The 20,151-nt window shown below is 66.2% G+C and carries 17 protein-coding genes; 6 read left to right on the top strand and 11 right to left on the bottom strand.

From position 1 onward, the window contains the following. Positions 1-217: 217 nt before the first annotated feature. Positions 218-958: an FG-GAP repeat domain-containing protein gene (locus BMX99_RS02840; RefSeq protein ID WP_139199412.1), complete on the bottom strand. Its 741-nt coding sequence runs from the start codon at positions 956-958 to the stop codon at positions 218-220. 109 nt (positions 959-1,067) lie between these two features. Continuing rightward, positions 1,068-1,391: a 2Fe-2S iron-sulfur cluster-binding protein gene (locus BMX99_RS02835; RefSeq protein WP_093446965.1), complete on the bottom strand. Its 324-nt coding sequence runs from the start codon at positions 1,389-1,391 to the stop codon at positions 1,068-1,070. Positions 1,392-1,515: 124 nt separating this feature from the next. Here BMX99_RS02835 and BMX99_RS02830 point away from each other — a divergent pair, with 124 nt between their 5' ends. Together BMX99_RS02830 and BMX99_RS02825 are read left to right on the top strand one after the other, a co-directional pair. Further along, positions 1,516-1,938 carry an OB-fold nucleic acid binding domain-containing protein gene (locus tag BMX99_RS02830; RefSeq protein ID WP_093446963.1) on the top strand — a complete coding sequence of 141 codons (423 nt, stop codon included), beginning with the start codon at positions 1,516-1,518 and terminating at the stop codon, positions 1,936-1,938. A 352-nt stretch (positions 1,939-2,290) separates the two neighbouring features. Further along, positions 2,291-2,809, top strand: coding sequence for a peptidoglycan-binding domain-containing protein (locus tag BMX99_RS02825; RefSeq protein ID WP_244525601.1), 519 nt, complete (start codon positions 2,291-2,293; stop codon positions 2,807-2,809). A gap of 99 nt (positions 2,810-2,908) precedes the next feature. Here the strand turns inward: BMX99_RS02825 and BMX99_RS02820 are convergent, their stop codons facing one another. The 7 genes from BMX99_RS02820 to rpiA form a co-directional block, all read right to left on the bottom strand. After that, a complete protein-coding gene (locus BMX99_RS02820) occupies positions 2,909-3,631 on the bottom strand; it encodes a hypothetical protein (RefSeq protein WP_139199411.1) in 723 nt (240 codons plus the stop codon). Between the two features lie 534 nt (positions 3,632-4,165). Further along, positions 4,166-5,590 (bottom strand): DegQ family serine endoprotease, encoded by a 1,425-nt coding sequence (locus BMX99_RS02815; protein WP_093448402.1) that lies wholly within the window; start codon positions 5,588-5,590, stop codon positions 4,166-4,168. Positions 5,591-5,894: 304 nt separating this feature from the next. Further along, positions 5,895-6,104: a DUF2065 domain-containing protein gene (locus BMX99_RS02810; protein WP_093446954.1), complete on the bottom strand. Its 210-nt coding sequence runs from the start codon at positions 6,102-6,104 to the stop codon at positions 5,895-5,897. Next, entirely contained in the window at positions 6,101-7,102 is a 1,002-nt protein-coding gene (gene hflC, locus BMX99_RS02805) for a protease modulator HflC (protein ID WP_093446951.1), read from the bottom strand. The genes BMX99_RS02810 and hflC overlap by 4 nt, the downstream gene beginning before the upstream one ends. A gap of 1 nt (position 7,103) precedes the next feature. Then, positions 7,104-8,261: an FtsH protease activity modulator HflK gene (gene hflK, locus BMX99_RS02800; protein ID WP_093446948.1), complete on the bottom strand. Its 1,158-nt coding sequence runs from the start codon at positions 8,259-8,261 to the stop codon at positions 7,104-7,106. A 64-nt stretch (positions 8,262-8,325) separates the two neighbouring features. Further along, positions 8,326-9,687: a glutathione-disulfide reductase gene (gor, locus tag BMX99_RS02795; RefSeq protein WP_093446946.1), complete on the bottom strand. Its 1,362-nt coding sequence runs from the start codon at positions 9,685-9,687 to the stop codon at positions 8,326-8,328. 405 nt (positions 9,688-10,092) lie between these two features. Then, positions 10,093-10,881 (bottom strand): ribose-5-phosphate isomerase RpiA, encoded by a 789-nt coding sequence (gene rpiA / locus BMX99_RS02790; RefSeq protein WP_093446943.1) that lies wholly within the window; start codon positions 10,879-10,881, stop codon positions 10,093-10,095. A gap of 258 nt (positions 10,882-11,139) precedes the next feature. On the opposite strand from rpiA, the gene BMX99_RS02785 reads away from it, so the two are divergent. Next, positions 11,140-12,519 carry an L-serine ammonia-lyase gene (locus tag BMX99_RS02785; protein ID WP_093446941.1) on the top strand — a complete coding sequence of 460 codons (1,380 nt, stop codon included), beginning with the start codon at positions 11,140-11,142 and terminating at the stop codon, positions 12,517-12,519. 118 nt (positions 12,520-12,637) lie between these two features. Then, positions 12,638-13,588, top strand: a complete 951-nt coding sequence (locus BMX99_RS02780) for a DMT family transporter (protein ID WP_093446938.1) — start codon at positions 12,638-12,640, stop codon at positions 13,586-13,588. Here BMX99_RS02780 and BMX99_RS02775 read toward each other — a convergent pair. Then, positions 13,506-14,216 carry a thiamine diphosphokinase gene (locus BMX99_RS02775; RefSeq protein ID WP_093446935.1) on the bottom strand — a complete coding sequence of 237 codons (711 nt, stop codon included), beginning with the start codon at positions 14,214-14,216 and terminating at the stop codon, positions 13,506-13,508. The two genes, BMX99_RS02780 and BMX99_RS02775, sit on opposite strands and share 83 nt — an antisense overlap. Positions 14,217-14,415: 199 nt before the next feature. Here BMX99_RS02775 and BMX99_RS02770 point away from each other — a divergent pair, with 199 nt between their 5' ends. Further along, on the top strand, positions 14,416-16,974 hold the full coding sequence (locus BMX99_RS02770) for a hypothetical protein (RefSeq protein WP_139199407.1): 2,559 nt from the start codon (positions 14,416-14,418) through the stop codon (positions 16,972-16,974). A 923-nt stretch (positions 16,975-17,897) separates the two neighbouring features. On the opposite strand, the gene BMX99_RS02765 is transcribed toward BMX99_RS02770, so the two are convergent. Further along, a complete protein-coding gene (locus BMX99_RS02765; RefSeq protein WP_093446929.1) occupies positions 17,898-18,686 on the bottom strand; it encodes a crotonase/enoyl-CoA hydratase family protein in 789 nt (262 codons plus the stop codon). A gap of 221 nt (positions 18,687-18,907) precedes the next feature. On the opposite strand from BMX99_RS02765, the gene BMX99_RS02760 reads away from it, so the two are divergent. Continuing rightward, complete coding sequence (locus BMX99_RS02760) at positions 18,908-20,023, top strand: pyridoxal phosphate-dependent aminotransferase (RefSeq protein WP_093446925.1); 1,116 nt, start codon at positions 18,908-18,910, stop codon at positions 20,021-20,023. The last annotated feature ends 128 nt before the right edge of the window (positions 20,024-20,151 follow it).

Genomic DNA, 20,151 nt, shown 5'->3' with positions numbered 1-20,151 from the left:
GTCGGGGGCGGGTTTGGCCCGGTTTTGCGTGCGGGGTCGATTGGCCCGGCATTGGTTCGTTGTGGCAGAGGGGGAGGAGGGGGCATGACGCTTGCCCTGTGTCTGGAAATCTCTGTGGGTCTTTGATGCCTAGCCGATTTTAAGAGGTATTTTCCCGAGAGCCGGACCGCCTGGTACAAGTGAAGCGTTCGCTGTGACCCGCGGAACCGCCCTAGGCCTACCCTTCGCAGCGCAGCAGGGCCTCGAGGCTGTCGCGGCCGGTAAAGCGGCCCTCGGCGCGGGTATCAAGGCGCTGGTCCCGGGCCCAGAAGATCGACAGGTTCGCCAGGAAATCGCCGGTGGACAGGATGATCTCGGGGCGGCCGGTGCAGGTGCGGATGCCGCCGACGATATAGTCCCAGCCGATCCGGTGATTGGTGACGCCGCGCAGCGTTGCCGTCTCGATCAGGTCGTCGCCTTCAAGGCGCACAAGGCGCAGGATCTGGGCCAGATGCGGGCGGTCGACATAGGCGATCTCGATCGCGCCGTCGCCGTCGATGTCCGCGGCACCGACCGGGGCCAGCCAGCGGTTGGCCTGCCCGATCGGAGCGGTGGACGTCAGCCGGCCCTGGGCGGTGTAGACCGCGAGACGCGCGCCCAGCTTCACGTCGCTTTCCACCACGATCACCTCGGGGCGGCCATCGCCCGAGACATCGGCCAGCCGGGGGGCGGTGTCCTCGAAGACCAGGGTTTCGGGCAGGGTAAAGCGGCGCTCCACCCCGTCGTCCAGCGTCAGGACAAGGGTCGTATGTTCGATCGCATCGCCCAGCACGCCGTGGGCGTAGCGGGTCGTGGGGCCGTCATAGCGGGCAGCCAGCACCGTGGGCGCGGCATTGGCGCGGGTGGCGGCGTTCTGGGCCCGGGCGGCAGAGGTCATCCCGACCGCGGGGGCCAGCGCCGCCAGCCACAGGCCCGCCATGGACGCCGCGCGGCGGGCGCGCGGGCCCCAGGGGCGCAAACGCCTGCGCCGCGCCCCGAAGGGCGGGCTCGGGGCGCGCGAGCCGAAGGGCCTGAGCACCCCCGCCACCTCAGATCTGTTTTTCGGGCATCTGCACGACCAGCCCGTCCAGGGCGTCGGTCACTTTGATCTGGCAGGTCAGGCGCGAACGTGCGGGATCGGGCTCGTAGGCGAAATCCAGCATGTCCTCTTCCATGTCCTCGCGGGCGGGCAGCTTTTCAACCCATTCGGGCGCAACATAGACATGGCAGGTGGAACAGGCGCAGGCCCCGCCGCAATCCGCTTCGATCCCCGGGATACCGTTGTCGCGGGCCCCTTCCATGACGGTCAGGCCATTGGCCACGTCCACGACATGTTCGGTTCCGTTGTGTTCGATATAGGTGATCTTGGCCATAACGCTGTTCCTTTACCTGTTCGCTGCGTATCTAGACATGCTTCTGCCGCCCTGCCAGCCCCCAATCTGCCGCGCCATCCCGCAAAGCTTGCAGGACGTTACGTTGTTCGCTATTTGTTCAGGTATGCGCGATGTCACGCCCCCGCCCTTTCCCGATCCGCGCCAGCCCGATCCCCATCCCTGGCCGCGCCCGCCCGCCTGCCTTCCGGCCGGGATGCTGGACCTGCCGCCACAGGGGGCGCGGATCGCCGTGGCCGGGCTGGTGATCCTGCGTCAGCGCCCCGGCACCGCCAAGGGGGTGATCTTTCTGACGCTTGAAGATGAGACCGGCGTGGTGAACGTCATCGTCTGGCGCAAGCTTTACGAACGGTTCCGCCGCGCGGTGATTGCCGGGCGGATGCTGCGGGTCACAGGCCGGCTTCAGCGCGAGAACGAGGTCACCCATGTGATCGCCGAAGAGGTCGAGGATATCTCCTACATGCTGGATGAGCTGCTGCGCCCCGGCGGGCCGGGGGACCATATGCCCGGCGACCCTGGACCAGGCTGATCGGGCCGCGCCGGAAAGCACTCGGGGAGCCGAAACCCGGCGCGCGCAGTCCGGCACCGTCCCGAAGGTGACGATCCCGGGCCATGCCCCCGCCCCTTCCGCCGGCCCGCGAAACCGGATAGACTGCGCCAGATCCCGCCCTCAGGGCGCGCGACCCGAGAGAGAGCAGCAGGCCCCGATGATCCCAGGCAGACGCACCGCCCCCCCTGGCGTGGCCCATGCGCGCCGCCCGGACGCCAGCGCCTCCCCCCGTGCCCAAGACCGCGCAATGCCCTCCCGGGGGTCCGCAAGGGGCATCCAAATCCGGTCGCTGACCGCCGGGCTTGCCATCACGGCCCTTGTCGCCTGTGACATGCCCCTGCCCGTCCCGGGCGTGGGCGAACCCGAGGTCATCCAGATCCACTCCACCCCGCCGCCGGGATCCCCCGCCGACGCCTGCTGGGGACAGGAGGCCAGCCCCGCCGTGATCGAAACCGTCACCGAACAGATCCTGATGCAGCCGGCGCAGGTGCGCTCGGACGGCACGGTCGAGGCCCCGGCCGTCTACAAGACCGAAACCCAGCAGCGCATCGTCCGCGAACGGCGCGAACTGTGGTTCCGCACCCCCTGCCCCGACATGCTGACCCGGGATTTCGTGGCCTCTCTTCAGCGGTCGCTGAAGGCGCGCGGGCTGTATCGCGGGCGGGAACACGGGCTGATGGACAAGGCGACGCGCCAGGCGGTGCGGCGCTACCAGGCACCGCTCGGGCTCGACAGCGGGATCCTGTCGCTGGCGGGCGCGCGCAAGCTGGGGCTGGCAGAGATCGACGTGGAAAGAGACCCCCTGCCCGATGCGGTGATCGAGCTGCGCCAGGATCCCGACGCGCTTTAGGGGCGAAACGCGCACGTCAGGGCGCGGTGAGCAGATCGGCGGGCCGGAAAAGAAAAAGGGCGGATCGCTCCGCCCTTTCGCATCAGATTCAAAAAGCTCTCAGCGCACCATGTTGCCTAGCGAGGACAGCGCATGGGCCGAGGCCTCGTCAAAGGCGATCTTCCCATCCAGGAAGCTCAGATCGACGCGGTCCTGCATGCCTTCGGGCATGTTCGAGGACAGGACGCCCATCATGTGCCCCGTCTGATCGACGATGGACGACACGTTGGCGGCGGGCAGCCGCGAATAGGACACGACATAGTCGCCGTGGTCGGGGAAGGCCGAAAGCTGACAATCCGCGCTGCGGTCTTCAACCGGCAGGGAACAGCGCAGTTCGGCAACGATCTTGTGGTCCTTCATGATCCAGAAGGCCTGGGCGTCGATCACCGGATCAATGCCCGACGCGCGGGCCTGGCAGGCGGTGAACCGGTCGGGCACCAGCGTGGCGTGCAGGCCCGGGCGGGCGCGGGATCCGCTGCCCAGCCACTCGGGCAGTTCCTTTTCCAGCGTGGCCTTGCAGTCGGCATCGGACATGGAATGGCGCGCCACCACCTCGGTCCAGAGCGGCGCGGGCATCGCCTCGGTCAGGCCCCGCGGCATCATGGTCGACCGTGCGCGTTCCTTGTTTTCCGAGATGATGATCCAGCCCTTGTCGGCACAGGCGGACCCGCCAAAGTTTTCGACACATCCGTCCAGAAGCACCGTTTCGGGAAGTTCCATCCGCAGGAACAGCCGTTCCGACGGCTCCAGCGTATCCGCGACCTGTGCTTCTTCTCCGCCCACTACGAAATAAAACGCGAGAGACCCCCAAAGGGCGACCCCTGCCGTGCCCATTGCGGCGGTCTTCGCCCCCGCGCTGAGCCCACCCCACAGGGATGTTTTGCTCGAAGATTCCGTAAGCATTGTTCTACCTGCTCTACCTATCTGCTCGGGGTATTTATTAATTACTATTTGGGACGAAAAAATGGCAAAGTTTCGGAAATGATCGGTTTGAGGCTTCGGCGCAGGTTTCGTTGCCAAAGTGGAAACGGGCCTGTTCTTTCGGGTAGGGAAAGCCCTTTAAGCCCCTTGTTTTCAAAGATTTTCACCACAGGCTCTAGTGTGCCAAATGGCTCCTCCTGCGCCTACGCCCGGTTCAACTAACAGGCGAGCGGCCGGATTGACCGGGTCATTTCCCCCTCCGCCCCGCAACATGTACACAGCCCCGCGCGAACAGCGCTGCGCAAGCAGAAAGGCCGCGCATCGGCGCGGCCTTTCGGGGTTGGATTGGGTCGGTCGGGCCGCATGGCCCGGCCCGGATCGTATCGGATCAGCGGATCACTGGTCCGAGATCGGCAGCGCGACAAAGCGCGGCTCACCTTCGCGGCGGATCAGAAGCAGGATCGACTTGCGGCCCGCGTCCGCGGCCTCGGCCACGCGTTCCTCAAGCTCCGAGATCGTGGAGACCTGCTGCTGACCGGCTTCGGTGATCAGGTCCCCGGCGCGCAGGCCCTTCTCATAGGCTTCCGATGCCTCGTCGACGTCGCGCACCACAAGCCCCTTTGCATCGGCATCCAGCCCCAGCTGTTCGGCCAGATCGGCGGTGATCGAGGACAGGGACATGCCCATCAGGTCCTTCTCGACCGGCTCTTCTCCGCCCGGCTGGGCGGCGGGCACGGCCTGTGCCTCGGCCTCTTCGCGGCGGCCCAGGGTGACCTTCAGCGTTTCGGTCTTGCCATCGCGCCAGACGGTCACACGCACGGTCTTGCCGACCTGGGTGGCTCCGACCTGGCGGACCAGGCCACGGGTGTCGGCCACTTCGACCCCGTCGAACGAGGTGATGACGTCACCGGCCTGCATGCCCGCTTCCATCGCCGGACCTTCCGGCACGTCCGAGACCAGCGCGCCCGAGGCGGTTTCCAGGCCCATGGCGTCTGCCATGTCCTCGGTCACGTCCTGGATGCGCACGCCCAGCCAGCCACGGCGGGTTTCGCCGAATTCCTTCAGCTGGTCGACCACGCCCTTCACGACGTTGGAAGCCATCGAGAAACCGATGCCGATGGACCCGCCATTGGGCGACAGGATCGCGGTGTTTACGCCGATCACCTCTCCGTCGAGGTTGAACAGCGGTCCGCCCGAGTTGCCGCGGTTAATGGCGGCGTCGGTCTGGATGTAGTCGTCATAGGTGCCCGAGAGCGCGCGGTTGCGGGCCGAAACGATCCCGGCCGAGACCGAGAAGCCCTGACCAAGCGGGTTGCCCATGGCCACGACCCAGTCGCCCACGCGGGCCAGGTCGCTGTCGCCGAAGTTGACGAAGGGCAGCGCATTGTCGGCGGTGACCTTCAGCAGGGCGATGTCGGTCTTTTCGTCGGTGCCGACCAGTTCGGCGTCCAACTCGGTCCCGTTGAAGAATTCGATGGTGATCTCATCGGCGCCGGCGATGACGTGGTTGTTCGTCACGATGTAGCCGTCTTCGGAAATCACGAAACCCGATCCAAGCGCCGAGGAGCGGCGCGGCGCGCGGTCACCACGGTTGCGGTCCTGGAATTCGCGGAAGAAATCCTCGAACGGGGATCCTTCGGGTACGATCGGAGAGCCCTGTTCACGGCCCGCCACCATGGTCGAGGTGGTGATATTGACCACCGCCGGGCTGAAGCGGTCGGCGAGGTCGGCAAAGCTTTCGGGGCGCGCCATGGCCTGGATGGCCTGGGCCAGCACCAGAAGGGTCGCCAGAAGCAGCGTCACGAACCCGCGCGAGCGCATCAGCTGCGCCCCTGTCGCGGCCTTCATGGGCCGTGCGATCACGCGGGCCCCGGACCGGGTCCTGCCGCCGAGCCCCTGCCCCTGTTCCTGCCCCCGGTCCTGTCGGTGTGCCTGTTGCGGAGATGTCATTTCAATGCTCACTCCCGTTTCTCCTTGAATGGAACGTGGCGCGGCCTTGCCCGGCGCGCCGGATATCACTGGTTTGATATGTAGGGTGGCATGTCCGCAACTCAAAGCCAATCGCGGATAGACAAAGGCGCGTGAAGGCGGCGTGAAAAGGCTTACGCTCTCGGGGGCGGCGCGGCTAGACGCCCAGCTGGGTGCCAAGCGCGCGCGCCAGCCAGACCAGAAGCACGCCCAGGGTGACCGCCGACAGGCCCAGAAGGCGGCGCTGATCCAGGGTCAGCGCCCTCAGCGCCTCGAGCAGGCGTTCCACAAGCGAAGGGGCCAGCGCATAGGCCAGCCCCTCCAGGATCAGTGCAAGCCCGAAGGCCAGGATCAGCAGACCCGTCATTCGGTCGCGGGGGCCTCTCCGGTCCCGGACGTGACCGGCTCGGCCGGGGCGTCGGGCGCAGGATCAGCCGGAGCCGCGCCGGCGGGGGCCGCATCGGCCGCAGGGGCCGCCGCCGGGCGGGCCGCGGGTGCAGCGCCACCGGTGGACTTCAGATAGGTGAAGAACTCATTGTCGGGGTTGATCACCATGGTCGAATTCCCGTCCTGTAGCGCGCGCTGGTAGGCGGTCAGCGACCGGTAGAAGTCGAAGAACTCCGGATCGGCACCGAAGGCCTCGGCGAAGATGGCGTTCCGGCGCGCATCGGCCTGACCGCGGATGATGTCGGCCTGGCGGTTTGCGTCCGAGACGATTTCCACCTGGGTCCGGTCGGCCTGGGCGCGGATGCGCTGAGCGGCCTCGTTGCCGCGTGCGACTTCGTCGGCGGCCTCGCGTTCCCGTTCGGCCCGCATCCGGGCGAAGGTCGCATCAAGGTTTTCGCGCGGCAGGTCGGTGCGCTTCAGTCGGACGTCGATGATTTCAAGCCCGAGGTTCGCGGCCTCGTCCCGTGCGCCGGTGCGGATGCGCAGCATCAGTGCCGCCCGGTCCGCCGAGAGGATGTCGTTCGAGGACACCGAACCCAGCACCTCCCGGATCTGCGAGCGCAGGATCGAATCGAGCCGGCTTTCCGCAGCCGAGATGCCACCGATACCAACGGCCTGGCGGAACTGTTCCACATCGGTGATGCGGTAGCGCGCAAAGGCGTCGACCACCAGGCGGCGGTCATCCAGCGGCGTGACCTCAAGCGGGTCGGTGTCGCGCGACAGGATGCGGTCGTCATAGCGCACGACCTCCTGGATCAGCGGCACCTTGAAGGCGAGACCGGGGTCTTCCTTCACGTCGACGACGCGGCCGAACTGCAGCACCAGGGCCTTTTCGCGTTCATCCACGATGAAGAGCGAGCTGAGAGCGACCATCACCAGAACGGCGACTGCGATCAAAAGGAAACCAGAGCGTTTCATGTCAGTTGCCCCCCTGCTGATCGTTGCTTCGGTTGCGCTGGAGTTCGTTCAGCGGAAGGTAGGGAACGACGCCCTGACCACCGGATTGTTCGTCCAGGATGATCTTGTCGACGCGGCCCAGCACCTCTTCCATGGTCTCCAGGTACAGACGCTTGCGGGTCACTTCCGGGGCCTTGGCGTATTCTTCCAGAACCGCGCTGAAGCGGCTGGCTTCACCTTCGGCCTCGTTCACGACGCGGGCGCGGTAGCCTTCGGATTCTTCCAGGACCTGCGCGGCCTCACCCCGTGCGCCGGCAAGGACGCGGTTGGCATAGGCATCGGCCTGGTTGGTCAGGCGCTCGCGCTCCTGCTCGGCCGCCTGGACCTCGCGGAAGGCGTCGATGACCTGGGCCGGCGGGTCGGCCTTGTCAAAGTTCACGCGGACCACGTTCATGCCGCTGTCGTAGCTGTCCAGCGTCGACTGGATCAGGTCGCGCAGGCGGCCGGCAATGGCACCACGGTCACGGTTGAGGATCGGGGCCAGTTCGGACTGCGCGATGATCTCGCGCATAGCGGATTCGGACACGGCGCGGATCGTCATGCGGGGGTCACGCAGGTTGAACAGGAACTTGCTGGGATCGCTGATGTTCCAGACCACCTGGAAATCGATGTCGACGATGTTCTCGTCGCCGGTCAGCATCAGGCCGGCGTCACCGCCGCGCTGACCGCCCACGCCGATATCCTCGGTCTGTTCGCGGGTCACCGGGATCACCTCGTAGGTGACGAAGGGCCAGGGCGCGAAGTTCAGACCGGGGTTGCCGGTGGAATAGTAGTCGCCAAAGAACAGCTCGACCGATTGTTCCTCGGGTCGGACGGTGTAGAAGCTGGCGGTCAGCCAAAGAGCCGCCGCAATGCCAAGGCCGATCACGACCGAGCCGCGGGTCAGCTTGGGCCCGCCCGGCGCACCACCAGAGCCATTGGCCCCGCCGCCGTTGCCGCGCCCGCCCATGAGCACGCGCAGCTGGTCCTGACCCTTGCGCATCAGATCGTCGATATCCGGGATCTGCGGTCCATCCCCCTCGGGGCGTCGCCCGCCCCCTCCGCCGCCAGAGGGAGGCTGCTGCCGCCCTCCGCCGGAATTACCGCCGCCGCCCCAAGGGCCGCCCGAATTACCAGCCATAGCTATCCTTCTCACTTACCTGTGTTCGCTCTTGTCCCCAAAACTGTGCATTTCAGGGCAAAATTCAAGACTTTCGGGTCGGAACCCGCATTGTCACGATTTCTTCCGCCATGGTCGGGTGCACCGCCACGGTGCGGTCGAAATCTTCCTTGGTTGCCCCCATCTTTACGGCGATGCCGGCCAGCTGGATCATCTCTCCGGCCTGGGGGGCGACGATATGACAGCCCAGAACCTTGCGGGTTTCCTGGCTGACGATCAGTTTCATCAGAACACGATCGGACCGGCCTGCAAAGCTTTGCTGCATGGGTTTGAACGAGCTGACGTAGACCTCGATCGGCTCCTGGTCGCGGGCGGCTTCCTCGCTCAGGCCGATGGTGCCCATCTCGGGCTGGGTGAAGATCGCGGTCGGGATCAGGTCGTGATCGGGGCTGGTCGGGTTGCCCTTGAAGACCGTTTCCACGAAGGCCATGCCTTCGCGGATTGCCACCGGCGTCAGGTTGACGCGGTCGGTGACGTCGCCGATCGCATAGACCGAAGGCACCTTGGTCTGGGAATATTCGTCGACCAGGATCTCTCCGTTGCGACCCTGTTCGATGCCCAGGTCCTCAAGCCCCATGTCGCGGCTGTTGGGGCGGCGTCCGGTGGCAAAGAGCACCTTGTCAAAGACCTTTTCGGTGCCGTTGGTGGCCTTGACGCGGATGCCATCGCCGTCTTTCGACATCTCAAGGATGTCGGTGCCGCAATGCAGGTCGACGCCCTTGGTGCGCATCTCTTCCGCGATCAGCCCGCGGGCTTCGTCATCGAAGCCGCGCAGGATCTGCGCCCCGCGATAATATTGCGTGACCTCGACCCCGAGACCGTTGAAGACGCCGGCGAATTCACAGGCGATATACCCGCCGCCGATGATCAGGATCGACCCGGGCAGGTCCTTCATGTCGAAGATGTCGTCGCTGACCATGCCCAGGTCGGCGTTTTCCAGGTCCGGGCGGACGGGGGTGCCGCCGGTGGCGATCAGGATGTGCTTGGCGGTCTTCTTCGTGCCGTCGGCCAGTTCGACCGTATGGGCATCGGCCAACTTGGCGCGCTGGTCGAAGCGTTCGACGCCCGATCCGTCCAGCAGGCGTTGGTAGACGCCTTCCAGACGCTCCAGTTCAGCCGAGAGCTTTTGCTGGAACTTGGGCCAGTGGAAGTCACCGTCGTTCAGGTCCCAGCCATAGGCGCGGGCGTCGTCGACCATGTCGCTGTAGGTGCTGGCAAAGACCATCAGTTTCTTGGGCACGCAGCCGCGGATGACGCAGGTGCCGCCATAGCGGCTTTCCTCGGCGATGGCGACCTTGGCATCGGCTTCGCCTGCGGCCACACGGGCGGCGCGCACCCCGCCCGAGCCGCCTCCGATCACGAAGAGGTCATAGTCGAAATCGCTCATATCACTCACTTTCCGGCATCCTTGGGTCGTTGCGCATTCCTATCCCACATGGGGGCGGGGATGGCCAGTGCAATGGCCCTTGCCCTGCAGGCATGCAGGGTCATGCGGGTTTGATGTGCGTGCGGGCCGCCAGATCACAGGCGGAGCCCTGGGGCGCAAATCCCCTTTCAAACCGGCACATCAAGTTCTGAGGTCTGTGCAAAGGGCAGCGCCGGCCCGCGGGGTGGCGCAAAAGCGCCGCCCCAGGGGGGCGGGTCGGCGCTGCCCGGCGTGCCGCCGGGCGGGACTTAACTCGAATGTACGGACGAAATTAAAACAAGGGTGGCTACGTCACCAAGGCGATTTCGCAAGCGGCTCACTCAACCACCGTTCCGAGAGAAACTAGAGACCCCGGCCCCCATCCGATCAATCCCCCAGATCGGCGAACAGGTTGTCGTCTTCCAGAAAATCCAGCCGGCTTTCCTCGACCGTGCCGGCGTTGATGTCGCGCACCTCAACCCGGCCGTCGCCATAGCCCACGATCACGCAGTCGCAGATGTCGATGAACAGCCCGTTCTCGACCACGCCGGGCATCTGGTTCAGCACCATCGCCATCTGGCGCGGTTCTCCGATGCGGTTGAGGTGCAGATCGAGGATGTAATTGCCCTCGTCCGTCACAAAGGGCGTCGCGCCGTTCATCCGCAGGGTCGAATTCCGGCCCAGCACGTCCAGAGAGATCAGCGTTTCCTCGACCAGGGCCTGGGTGGTCTGCCAGCCGAAGGGGATGACCTCGATCGGCAGGGGAAAGGCACCGAGCGTGTCCACCTGCTTGCCCACGTCCGCGATCACGATCATCTGGTCGGACGCGGTGGCCACGATCTTTTCCTGCAGCAGCGCGCCGCCGCCGCCCTTGATCAGGTTCAGCCCGCCGTCGAATTCATCCGCCCCGTCAATGGTCAGGTCCAGCCACTTGGCCTCGTCCAGGGAAATCACGTCGATGCCGACCTCTCGGGCCAGCTGTGCGGTGCGGGTCGAGGTGGGCACGCCCTTGATCTTCAGGCCGTCCTCTCGCACCAGTTCGCCCAGACAGCGCACCATCCATGCGGCGGTCGAGCCGGTGCCCAGACCAACCCGCATCCCGTCCTCGACATAATCCACGGATCGCTTGGCCGCGACATACTTGGCCTTGTCGATGGGTGACAGATCTCCGGACATGGGCGTGCTCTCCTCTGGGGTGTCTCGCTTATAGGGCGCGGGACCCCGAAGGGCGAGATGGAATTGGTCGGCCCGGTCGCGCATCGCGTTCCTGCGCCACGGCGACGGCGCAGGATTGTGCGAGATCGCACAGCCAGGCCCCCACTGCCTGCCCGACTGCAAGGGTGACCGGCGTTTTCGCGCGGGCGAGCGTCGTTTCCGGTGGTGTGTCCGCGCCGTTATCGGTCAGGATCATGGAAGAAACCAAAGGTCTGCCCCATGTTCCTGTCCATTTTCGATGTCTTCAAGATCGGCGTCGGCCCGTCCTCGTCCCATACCATGGGCCCGATGGTGGCGGCGGCGCGGTTCCTGGACCGTCTGCGGGCCGCGCCCTTCTCCGCCTCGGGCCTGCGGGCGACGCTTTACGGATCGCTGGCCTTCACCGGCAAGGGCCATGCCACCGACCGCGCGGTGATCCTAGGCCTTGCGGGGTTCCGCCCCGACACGTTCGACCAGGAGGCCGCCGAGGCGACCCTGGCCGAGATCCACAAGACCCGGCAGATCACCCCGGCGGATCTGCCCACGCTCAAATTCGACCCCGAAACCGACCTGCGGTTCGATTTCGATGCCCCCCTGCCCGGCCACGCAAACGGTATGACGATCGAGGCGTTGGACAGCCAGGGCGACGTCATCCTGTCCGAGATCTACTATTCCATCGGCGGCGGCTTTGTCCTGACCGCGGATGAACTGGCCGCTGGCACCGCCAGCGACGAAGGCGCACCGGTGCCCTTCCCCTTCAAGTCGGCCGCAGAGATGCTGGAGATGGCGCGCAGCTCGGGGCTGAGCATCGCGCAGATGAAGGAACGCAACGAGGTCGCGCGCAGTGGCGGCGGGGCCGCCGCGCTGAAACAGGGCAGCCTGCGGATCTGGCAGGTGATGCGCGATTGCATGGACCGGGGGCTGGAGACCGAGGGCATCCTGCCCGGCGGGTTGAACGTGCGCCGCCGCGCCCCGGCGATCCGTGACCAGCTGATCCGCGATCGCGGGCTGAACCTGGCCGCGCCGCATGTGGTCAACGACTGGATCGCCATCTACGCCATGGCCGTGAACGAAGAAAACGCCGCCGGAGGACAGGTGATCACCGCGCCCACCAATGGCGCGGCCGGCGTGGTGCCCGCTGTGATCCGCTATTACCTGGACCATGTCCCGGGAGCAGCCGAGGCGCGCGTGCCCGATTTTCTGCTGACCGCCGCCGCGATTGCCGGGCTGGTCAAGTTCAACGCCTCGATCTCGGGTGCCGAAGCAGGCTGCCAGGCCGAGGTGGGATCGGCCTCGGCCATGGCGGCAGCGGGGCTTTGCGCCGTGATGGGCGGCACGCCCGAGCAGATCGAGAACGCCGCCGAAATCGCGCTGGAACATCACCTGGGCATGACCTGCGACCCGGTGAAGGGCCTGGTGCAGGTGCCCTGCATCGAACGCAATTCCCTGGGCGCGATCAAGGCGGTCAGCGCGGCATCGCTGGCGCTGCGCGGCGACGGCACGCATTTCGTGCCCCTGGATGCGGCGATCGAAACGATGCGGCAGGTCGGGCGCGACATGCATGAAAAGTACAAGGAAACGTCACTTGGCGGCCTGGCCGTGAACGTGCCCAACTGCTGATCCCCACGCCGGCGCATCCCTGCAGAGGCGGGTATGTCGCGCCGTGCGCGCCCTTCGGGCTGGACCCGAAGGGGGCACCCGTGATCTTCATGTCTGACCCGAATTGACAGGAAAAGACATGTCCGAAGACCGCCCGGTTCTGGGTATCATGCTGATGCTGGGCTTCTGCCTTGTTGCGCCCCTAAGCGATGCGACCGCGAAACTTCTGGGCCAGCCCGAGCTGGGCCAACCCGTGTTCCAGGTGGTGCTGCTGCGGTTCACCATGCAGGCGCTGTTCCTGGTGCCGCTGGCCTATCTGCTGCGCCGTCCCTTTGCCATGTCGCGGCGGGTCACCTTCTTTGTCTTCCTGCGTACCGTGACCCATGTGGCGGGGGTCGGGCTGATGTTTGCCTCGCTCCGGTTCCTGCCGCTGGCGGAAACCATCGCCATCGCTTTCGTGATGCCCTTCATCCTGCTGCTGCTTGGCTGGCGTTTCATGGGGGAAGAGGTCGGCTGGCGGCGCCTAAGCGCCTGTGCGGTCGGCTTTGTCGGCACGCTTCTGGTGATCCAGCCCAGCTTTGCCCAGGTCGGCTGGCCCGCTCTTCTGCCGGTCCTTGTCGCCTTCAGCTTTGCGTTCTTCATGCTGGTGACCCGGCGGATCGCCAAGGAAACCGATCCGATCGCCATGCAGGGGGTCAGCGGCGTGATGGCCGTCGCCCTGCTGCTTCCGCTGGCCGGACTGGGCGCGGCGCTGGATCTGCCCGGGCTGAGCTTCGCGGCGATCCCCGACAGCGCGATCTGGCTGTACCTGGTGCTGGGCGTGCTGGGATCCTTCGGTCACCTGCTGATGACCTGGTCGCTGCGCTATGCGCCTTCGGCCACGCTCGCCCCGATGCAATACCTGGAAATTCCGGCGGCCACGATGATCGGCTGGGTGGTCTTTTCCGACCTGCCGAACGGGCTTGCCTCGGTCGGGATCGCGATCACCTGCGGCGCGGGGCTTTACGTCATCCTGCGCGAGAGGGCCATCGCGCGTCAGACCGTGACAGCGCCGCAAGCAGCGGGCGGAGGGCCCGGCGCGGCAATATGAGAAGCATCGCCGGGGCGTCCATCGTCAGCCGGACCTGATCCGCGCCGACCCGGTTCGAGGTGCCGATGCGGGCGTCGGGGGCAAAGTCCAGCCCGTCGATCGGCCAGTCCAGCCCGCTTGACCGGCCCGTCACCGGGGCCAGCGGATACAGCGACAGCCAGTCGCCCGGGGTCATGTCCAGGGTGATCCGGGGCGGGCAAAGGCAGGTGACGTCCTCTTCCCCGACCAGGATGCAGGGCCGGTCGGGATGGCGCGCCAGAACCGACATCGCCGCCAGGTGATGGTCGATGCGCGCGCCGTGGAACCCGATGCCGACCACGACCGGGGCGCGGATCGACCGCAGCGCCTTGTCGAAATCCGTGGTTTCCTGTTCGCGGATGTGGTGCAGCCGCGCCGGGTCCAGCTGCGCGCGGTCCGCATCGCTTAAACTGTCGAAATCACCGATCACCGCATCGGGCACCAGCCCGCCCCCCAGCACCAGCCGCGCGCCGCCGTCTGCGGCCACAAGGGGCGCATCCTTCAGCTCTGCCCAGGGGATCAGCGCATCGCGCGCGGCCTGTGCGGCAGGCGTCAGAGCACCGCCGAACAGCAGCACAGGTCCTTCGGCGCTAACGATTTCTTCAGACATTGATGGTCATAAACCCGGTATTGAAGTGATTGGGATTGTCTCTGATTAGGGGCCAAAGTGGACAGCTTCCACGAAATTGTCACAAAATGACACGGTCCCTTCCTTAGATTCGAACCTGTTGGGACGCATCGTCAGGGCCGACAGAGGTGGGAAAAGTCATGTCCCCCCATACAGGCAGTGACAAGAGGCGAGAGAAACCGTGGCTGAGTCTAACAAAATTCTTACCGTGTCCTATGGCACGTTTTCGTGCACTCTCGAAGGGTTCGATGACGCTTTCACCACGATGAAGGCGATCGCCGAATATTTCCGCGACCTGGCTGCGGATGACCGTTTCTTCGGGGCCGAACCGCCGACCCCCGACCCCGAGCTTCTGGCCCGTCTGGCCAGCCGCGCCGCCGCCCGCCGGGTCGAAGCCCGCCAGGACGACACCGGTATCGTGCTGCGTCAGGACAGTGCCACGCTGGACCAGGCCGACGTGGCAGAAGATGTGGCTGACGAAGAAGCCGTGACGCCCCCCGCGCAGGCCGAAGCCCAGCCCGTTGCCGAAGACGCCCACGAAGACACCGCCCAGGATGTCATCGAAGAACCCGCGGCCGAAGCCCCGGAAGAGATCACGGAAGAGATCACCGAAGCCGTCGCTGACGAAGCCCCGTCCGCCGAGGACGCGCCCAAGGCAGAGGCCCCCGCGCCCTCTGCCCCCAAGGCCCGTGCCGTGACCGCCCAGGCGATCGTACCCGCCAAAACCGCCGCGCCCCGCCCGGCCCCGCGCAAGCTGGCCACGCGCAAGCACGTGCATGTCTCGACCGGCCCGACCCGCCGCGCCCGCATCGAAGCCGCCCAGGCCCCCGTTGCCGACGCGCCCGAGGCCCCGAAATCCGCCACGCCCCTGCGCCCCGTGTCCGAGATGACTTCGGTCGCGGCCAAGCTGCAGCGCATCCGCGACGTGGTCAGCAAGAACCGCCCGACTGACACCGAATTCACCCCCTCGGATTTCAGCGAAGACGAACACGCCGACGAACAGCTGGACAGCCGCGACGCCGCCCTGCTGGGCAACCTGTCGGACGTCGACAACACCCCCGTTGCCGCCGATCCCATGCCCGAGATGCTGCTGGATGACAGTGCCGCCTCCGACGACGACTACGATGATTATGACGACGTCGCAGAAGCTGCCGACGCGCCCTTCGCCATGGCCGATGAGGACCTGGACGACGCCCCTGACGCGCAGACCGAGGCCGAGATCGACGACGCCATCGCAGCGATCGGTGAAACCCTGGCCGAAGACGAAGCAGAGGACGACGTTGAAGGCGACGACTGGATGCAGGCCGACGAAGTCGAGGACGAGGACGCTGACGAGGGTTTCGATCTGACCGCCGCCCTGGCCTATGCCGAGACGCCCGGTGACGACGCAGCCGAAGACGCCGAAGTGGCCCATAACGAAGCCTATGACGCGGCTCATGACGGGGACGCCGTCGAAGCCGAGCCCGACACCAGCTACGACGCCAGCTTTGACGACAGCATCCCGGCCGAGGCCCCGGTTCAGCAGGCCGAACCCGAAGCCGCCCCCGCGCGCCCCGTGGCCCGCGTGCTGAAGGTCAAGCGCCGCGACTTCGACGCCGCCGTTCAGGACGGCACCCTGCAGGAAGAAGAGGACACCCCCGTCCGCACCTACGGCGACAGCACCCTCAGCCCCGAGGACGAGGCCGAGCTTCAGAGCGAGCTGAAAGCGCTGGAGGATGAGATCGCCGGTGCCGACATGGTCGAAGACAGCCTCGACGACGAAGACGCGCAGGACGAGGATTTCGACACGACCTCCTGGGATGCGGCGGACGACGCCGACGACGCGGACGCCTATGACGATGCGCTCGTTGCGGACGACCAGGACGAAGACGACGTCGAGGACGCGCAGCGCGCCGCCGACATCGCCCAGTGGGAAGAGGACGAAGCCGCCCAGGCCGCCGTCGAAGACGCGGCCCCGGCGCAGGACGACCAGCCCCGCATCTCTCCGCGCCGCCGCCTGATGGACCGCGCCGATGGCGACATGGACCGGATCCTGGCGGAAACCAACAACCAGCTGGGTGACAGCGATGGCACCCGCCGCCGGTCGGCGATCGCTCATCTGCGCGCCGCCGTGGCCGCCACCAAGGCCGAGAAACAAGCCGGTGTCGAACCCGAGGACGACAGCCAGGAAAAGGCCGACGCCTACCGCGACGACCTGGCCCAGGTGGTCCGCCCGCGCCGCCCCGCCCTGCGCGGCGACACGCCGGCCCGCCGGGCCGAAGACCGCCCCGCGCCGCTGAAACTGGTGGCCGAACAGCGCGTCGACCGTGACGCCTCGGCCGGGCCGGTGCGCCCCCGCCGCATCCGCGTCGCCGACCTCGCCCAGCGCGAGGAAGAGGCCGAGCAGCGCCAGATCCGCGACGAAGACATGGACCACGGGGCTAAGGCCCACGCCCGCGCCGCCGCCGCCAACGCCGCGTCCTTCACCGAATTCGCGGATCGCGTCGGGGCCTTCGAGCTGCCCGAGATCCTCGAGGCCGCGGCCTCCTATCTCGCCTTCATCGAAGGCCGTGACGAATTCACCCGGCCCCAGCTGATGGGCAAGGCGCGCCAGGCGCTGGCCGACGAATTCTCTCGCGAGGACGGGCTGCGCCACTTCGGCCGCCTGCTGCGCGAAGGCAAGCTGCGCAAGGTCGCGGCGGGTCAGTTCACCGTCTCAGACCGGATCAACTTCCGCCCCGAGGAACGGATTGCAGGCTGATCTTCACTAGGACGAACCGAAAAGGCCGGCGCACCCGCGCCGGCCTTTTTCTTTGTGACATTAGGGCTTTCTTCAGAGCATGCATCGTATGCCCATGCATCGTATCTCCGCCACTACTTCGCCGTCGCCACCGCTTCCTCTGTGCCGCGAAAAGGCACCCCTTCCTTTCGGCTCAGCACGGCCCTAAGCTTCCCGCGCCGCACGACACATCTGCCCCATAGCACCGCGATCCCTAGCGGACAGAACCTCAGATTACGCCTACAAAGAACGCGCTCGCAGATCCCTCCACTGCTTCGTTTCTTCCGTGACCCCCGATTGCTCGGCCAAATGGCTGGCAAGCGCCCCCGGCCTCGCAAAGCTCGCTCATCCCCACCAGTCGAAAAGAACATCGCGGACGGGCACTCACCCGGATCATCACGGAACCTTTGGGTGCAACAGCCCCCCGCGCCCTTCAACTTGCGAAGATCACTCGCCCGGCCAACGCGCCCAAAGCGCACCCCGAAGGATAAAACTCTACAGGCACCACTCCCGGGCCGCTCCAGATAGGCCCAAAGCACCGGCAATCAAATAAAGAGCCGCCCGCACCTTCAAATCACCTAAAACTCTTGCCCGTTCGCCCCGCCAAAGCGCGGCTTTGCCAAACCCTCTGGCTCCAAGTCCCCAAAAGACCCGCATGGAACTCAGCGCCCCCCCTCCTCCAAGCCCCGCCCGATCGATCATCTTGCCCAAAATACTCAACAGCACGGCCCGCCCAGGGGCACCCGGCCAGACAATGGCTCCGCCCAAGACAACCCTAGCCCCCCGACCAAAACCGGCCCGAAATCCAAAGCGACCCGGTTCCCTATCATCTTGCAAGAAATACTCCCCCCGACGCCAGCCGTGGGGCGGTCCGCCGGACCAGAAGCCCGACGAACCCCAAAACCTCAGAAGTTCGGCGCGCGCTTCTGCATGTTGGCCATGACGATTTCCTGCTGGTGCTTGCCACCGATCAGCTTGGCCTGTTCGACGGATTCCGCCATCAGCACCTCGGCCTCGGAAGAATTGCTTTCCGCCACGGCGATCAGGGACTTGGCCAGCCGCGTGCCCGAGGGCGACTTCTGCGCGATATTCGTCACGATCTCCAGCGCGCGGGCGTGCGGATCCTCGGCGATTTCGGTGACAAACCCCCAGTCGACGCCCTTCTCGGCGCTGACCGGTTCGGCCGTGTAGGTCATCAGACGGATCACGTCCGAGCGCATCAGTTTCGGCATCAGGACCATGCCGCCCATGTCGGGCACCAGGCCCCACTTGGCCTCCATCACCGCGAATTTCGTGCCGGGGGCCGCGATGCGCACATCCGCACCCAGGGCCAGCTGGAAGCCCGCGCCGAAGGCCACGCCATGCACCGCAGCGATCACCGGCACGGGGACCTCGCGCCAGACCATGGCGACCTGCTGCATCAGGTTCGACGGCCCATGGGTCCGGGCGACGATACGGTCGGTCTGGTCGCCGCCGCTGGCGTGCTGGCCAAAGCTGGCCACGTCAAGGCCGGCGCAAAAGCCCTTGCCCTCGGCCGAAAGCAGCACGGCGCGGATCTCCTCGTTGCCCTTCAGGGCTTCGCCGGCGGCGACGATGGCCTCGGCCATCTCCGGATCGACGGCGTTCATCTTGTCGGCGCGGGTCAGGGTCACGTGGGCAACGTGATCGCGGATCTGCGTGTCTACTCGGCTCATCTTTCGGTCCTCCCAATTCAATTGACCAAATCAATTGGCGGCAGACTGCCCCGGCGGCAGTCCGCGCGCCAGTCCGACATAGCGTCACTAGCGGGGCGTCATTCGCGGGGCACCACGTCCGGGGCATCACGAAAGGGCTTTCCCTTGCCCCCACCCCATGGCCCCGGGTATCCCGGCGCAGACACGTCGGCCCGAAGCGGCCCGGAAGGGGAGGAATTGCAATGCCACCAAGGTTCACCAAACTGGTCGAGAGCCTGCCCGCAACGGTGCCTTTCGTCGGGCCGGAAACGCTGGAACGCGACCGGGGCGCCCCCTTTGCCGCACGCCTTGGGGCCAATGAAAGCGTCTTCGGCCCCTCGCCCCGGGTGCTGAAGGCGATGGAAAAGGCCGACCGCGAGATCTGGAAATACGGCGATTCCATCAGTCACGACCTGCGCCAGGCGCTGGCCGCGCACCATCGGATCACGCCCGAAAATATCGTCGTGGGCGAAGGCATCGACGGGCTTCTGGGCTATCTGGTGCGGCTGGTGGTCGAACCGGGCGATGGTGTCGTGACCTCATCCGGGGCCTATCCGACCTTCAACTACCACGTGAACGGCTTTGGCGGCGTGCTGGAGATGGTGCCCTATCGCGATGATGCCGAGGATCTGCCCGCCCTGATCGCCCGCGCGAACGACACCGGGGCCAAGCTGGTCTATCTGGCCAATCCGGACAATCCCATGGGCAGCCACTGGCGCGGCGAAGACATCGCCACGGCGCTTGAGGATCTGAACCCGGACACCCTGTTCGTCCTGGACGAGGCCTATGCCGAATTTGCGCCCGCCGAGGCCGCCGTCGATCTGGATATCGAGGATCCCCGCCTAATCCGCATGCGCACCTTCTCAAAGGCTTACGGGCTGGCAGGGGCGCGGATCGGTTATGCCATCGGGGCCACGCCGCTGATCCGGGCGTTTGAAAAGATCCGCAACCATTTCGGCATGAACCGCACGGCCCAGGTGGCCGCGCTGGCGGCGCTGGAGGATCAGCAATATCTGGCGCAGGTCGTGGACCAGGTCCGGGCTTCGCGCGCGACGATTGCCGGAGTCGCAAAGGACCACGGGCTGACGGCCCTGCCCTCGGCCACCAATTTCGTGACCGTCGACATGGGCGGCACCGGAGATCAGGCGCGCGCGATGGTGGCGGCCCTGGCCCGGCGCGGTGTCTTCGTGCGGATGCCGTTTGTCGCCCCACAGGACCGCTGCATCCGCGTCTCCTGCGGCACGGACGCTGATATGGCGGTGCTGGCCGAACACTTCGGCCCGGCGCTGAAGGACGCCCGCGAGACCGCCCAGGGCTAGATCGAGGCCGCGCGGCCTTCCTACACCCCTGCGCCTATGCTGCGCAGCGGCGCACGCAGAATTTACGTGACGCAAAGGACCCGTGGTCTAGATTTCCTGAATGCCCCATGGGTCCCGCCGGACCCTGC

The sequence above is a fragment of the Pseudooceanicola nitratireducens genome, from assembly GCF_900109195.1.
In the GTDB taxonomy this organism is placed as follows: Bacteria; Pseudomonadota; Alphaproteobacteria; order Rhodobacterales; family Rhodobacteraceae; genus Pseudooceanicola; species Pseudooceanicola nitratireducens.
This window is presented reverse-complemented; position numbering and strand designations above follow the sequence as displayed.

What these genes read in the sequence shown, in the direction of transcription:
- BMX99_RS02815 (WP_093448402.1), bottom strand. Translation starts at nt 5,590, where the DNA reads ATGCGCTCGCGCGGGTTCGTGACGCTGCTTCTGGCGACCCTTCTGGTG.
- BMX99_RS02830 (WP_093446963.1), top strand. Translation starts at nt 1,516, where the DNA reads ATGCGCGATGTCACGCCCCCGCCCTTTCCCGATCCGCGCCAGCCCGAT.
- hflC (WP_093446951.1), bottom strand. Translation starts at nt 7,102, where the DNA reads ATGAAACGCTCTGGTTTCCTTTTGATCGCAGTCGCCGTTCTGGTGATG.
- BMX99_RS02810 (WP_093446954.1), bottom strand. Translation starts at nt 6,104, where the DNA reads ATGACGGGTCTGCTGATCCTGGCCTTCGGGCTTGCACTGATCCTGGAG.
- BMX99_RS02835 (WP_093446965.1), bottom strand. Translation starts at nt 1,391, where the DNA reads ATGGCCAAGATCACCTATATCGAACACAACGGAACCGAACATGTCGTG.
- BMX99_RS02780 (WP_093446938.1), top strand. Translation starts at nt 12,638, where the DNA reads ATGTCCGAAGACCGCCCGGTTCTGGGTATCATGCTGATGCTGGGCTTC.
- BMX99_RS02840 (WP_139199412.1), bottom strand. Translation starts at nt 958, where the DNA reads ATGGCGGGCCTGTGGCTGGCGGCGCTGGCCCCCGCGGTCGGGATGACC.
- BMX99_RS02765 (WP_093446929.1), bottom strand. Translation starts at nt 18,686, where the DNA reads ATGAGCCGAGTAGACACGCAGATCCGCGATCACGTTGCCCACGTGACC.
- BMX99_RS02825 (WP_244525601.1), top strand. Translation starts at nt 2,291, where the DNA reads ATGCCCCTGCCCGTCCCGGGCGTGGGCGAACCCGAGGTCATCCAGATC.
- BMX99_RS02785 (WP_093446941.1), top strand. Translation starts at nt 11,140, where the DNA reads ATGTTCCTGTCCATTTTCGATGTCTTCAAGATCGGCGTCGGCCCGTCC.
- rpiA (WP_093446943.1), bottom strand. Translation starts at nt 10,881, where the DNA reads ATGTCCGGAGATCTGTCACCCATCGACAAGGCCAAGTATGTCGCGGCC.
- BMX99_RS02775 (WP_093446935.1), bottom strand. Translation starts at nt 14,216, where the DNA reads ATGTCTGAAGAAATCGTTAGCGCCGAAGGACCTGTGCTGCTGTTCGGC.
- gor (WP_093446946.1), bottom strand. Translation starts at nt 9,687, where the DNA reads ATGAGCGATTTCGACTATGACCTCTTCGTGATCGGAGGCGGCTCGGGC.
- hflK (WP_093446948.1), bottom strand. Translation starts at nt 8,261, where the DNA reads ATGGCTGGTAATTCGGGCGGCCCTTGGGGCGGCGGCGGTAATTCCGGC.
- BMX99_RS02760 (WP_093446925.1), top strand. Translation starts at nt 18,908, where the DNA reads ATGCCACCAAGGTTCACCAAACTGGTCGAGAGCCTGCCCGCAACGGTG.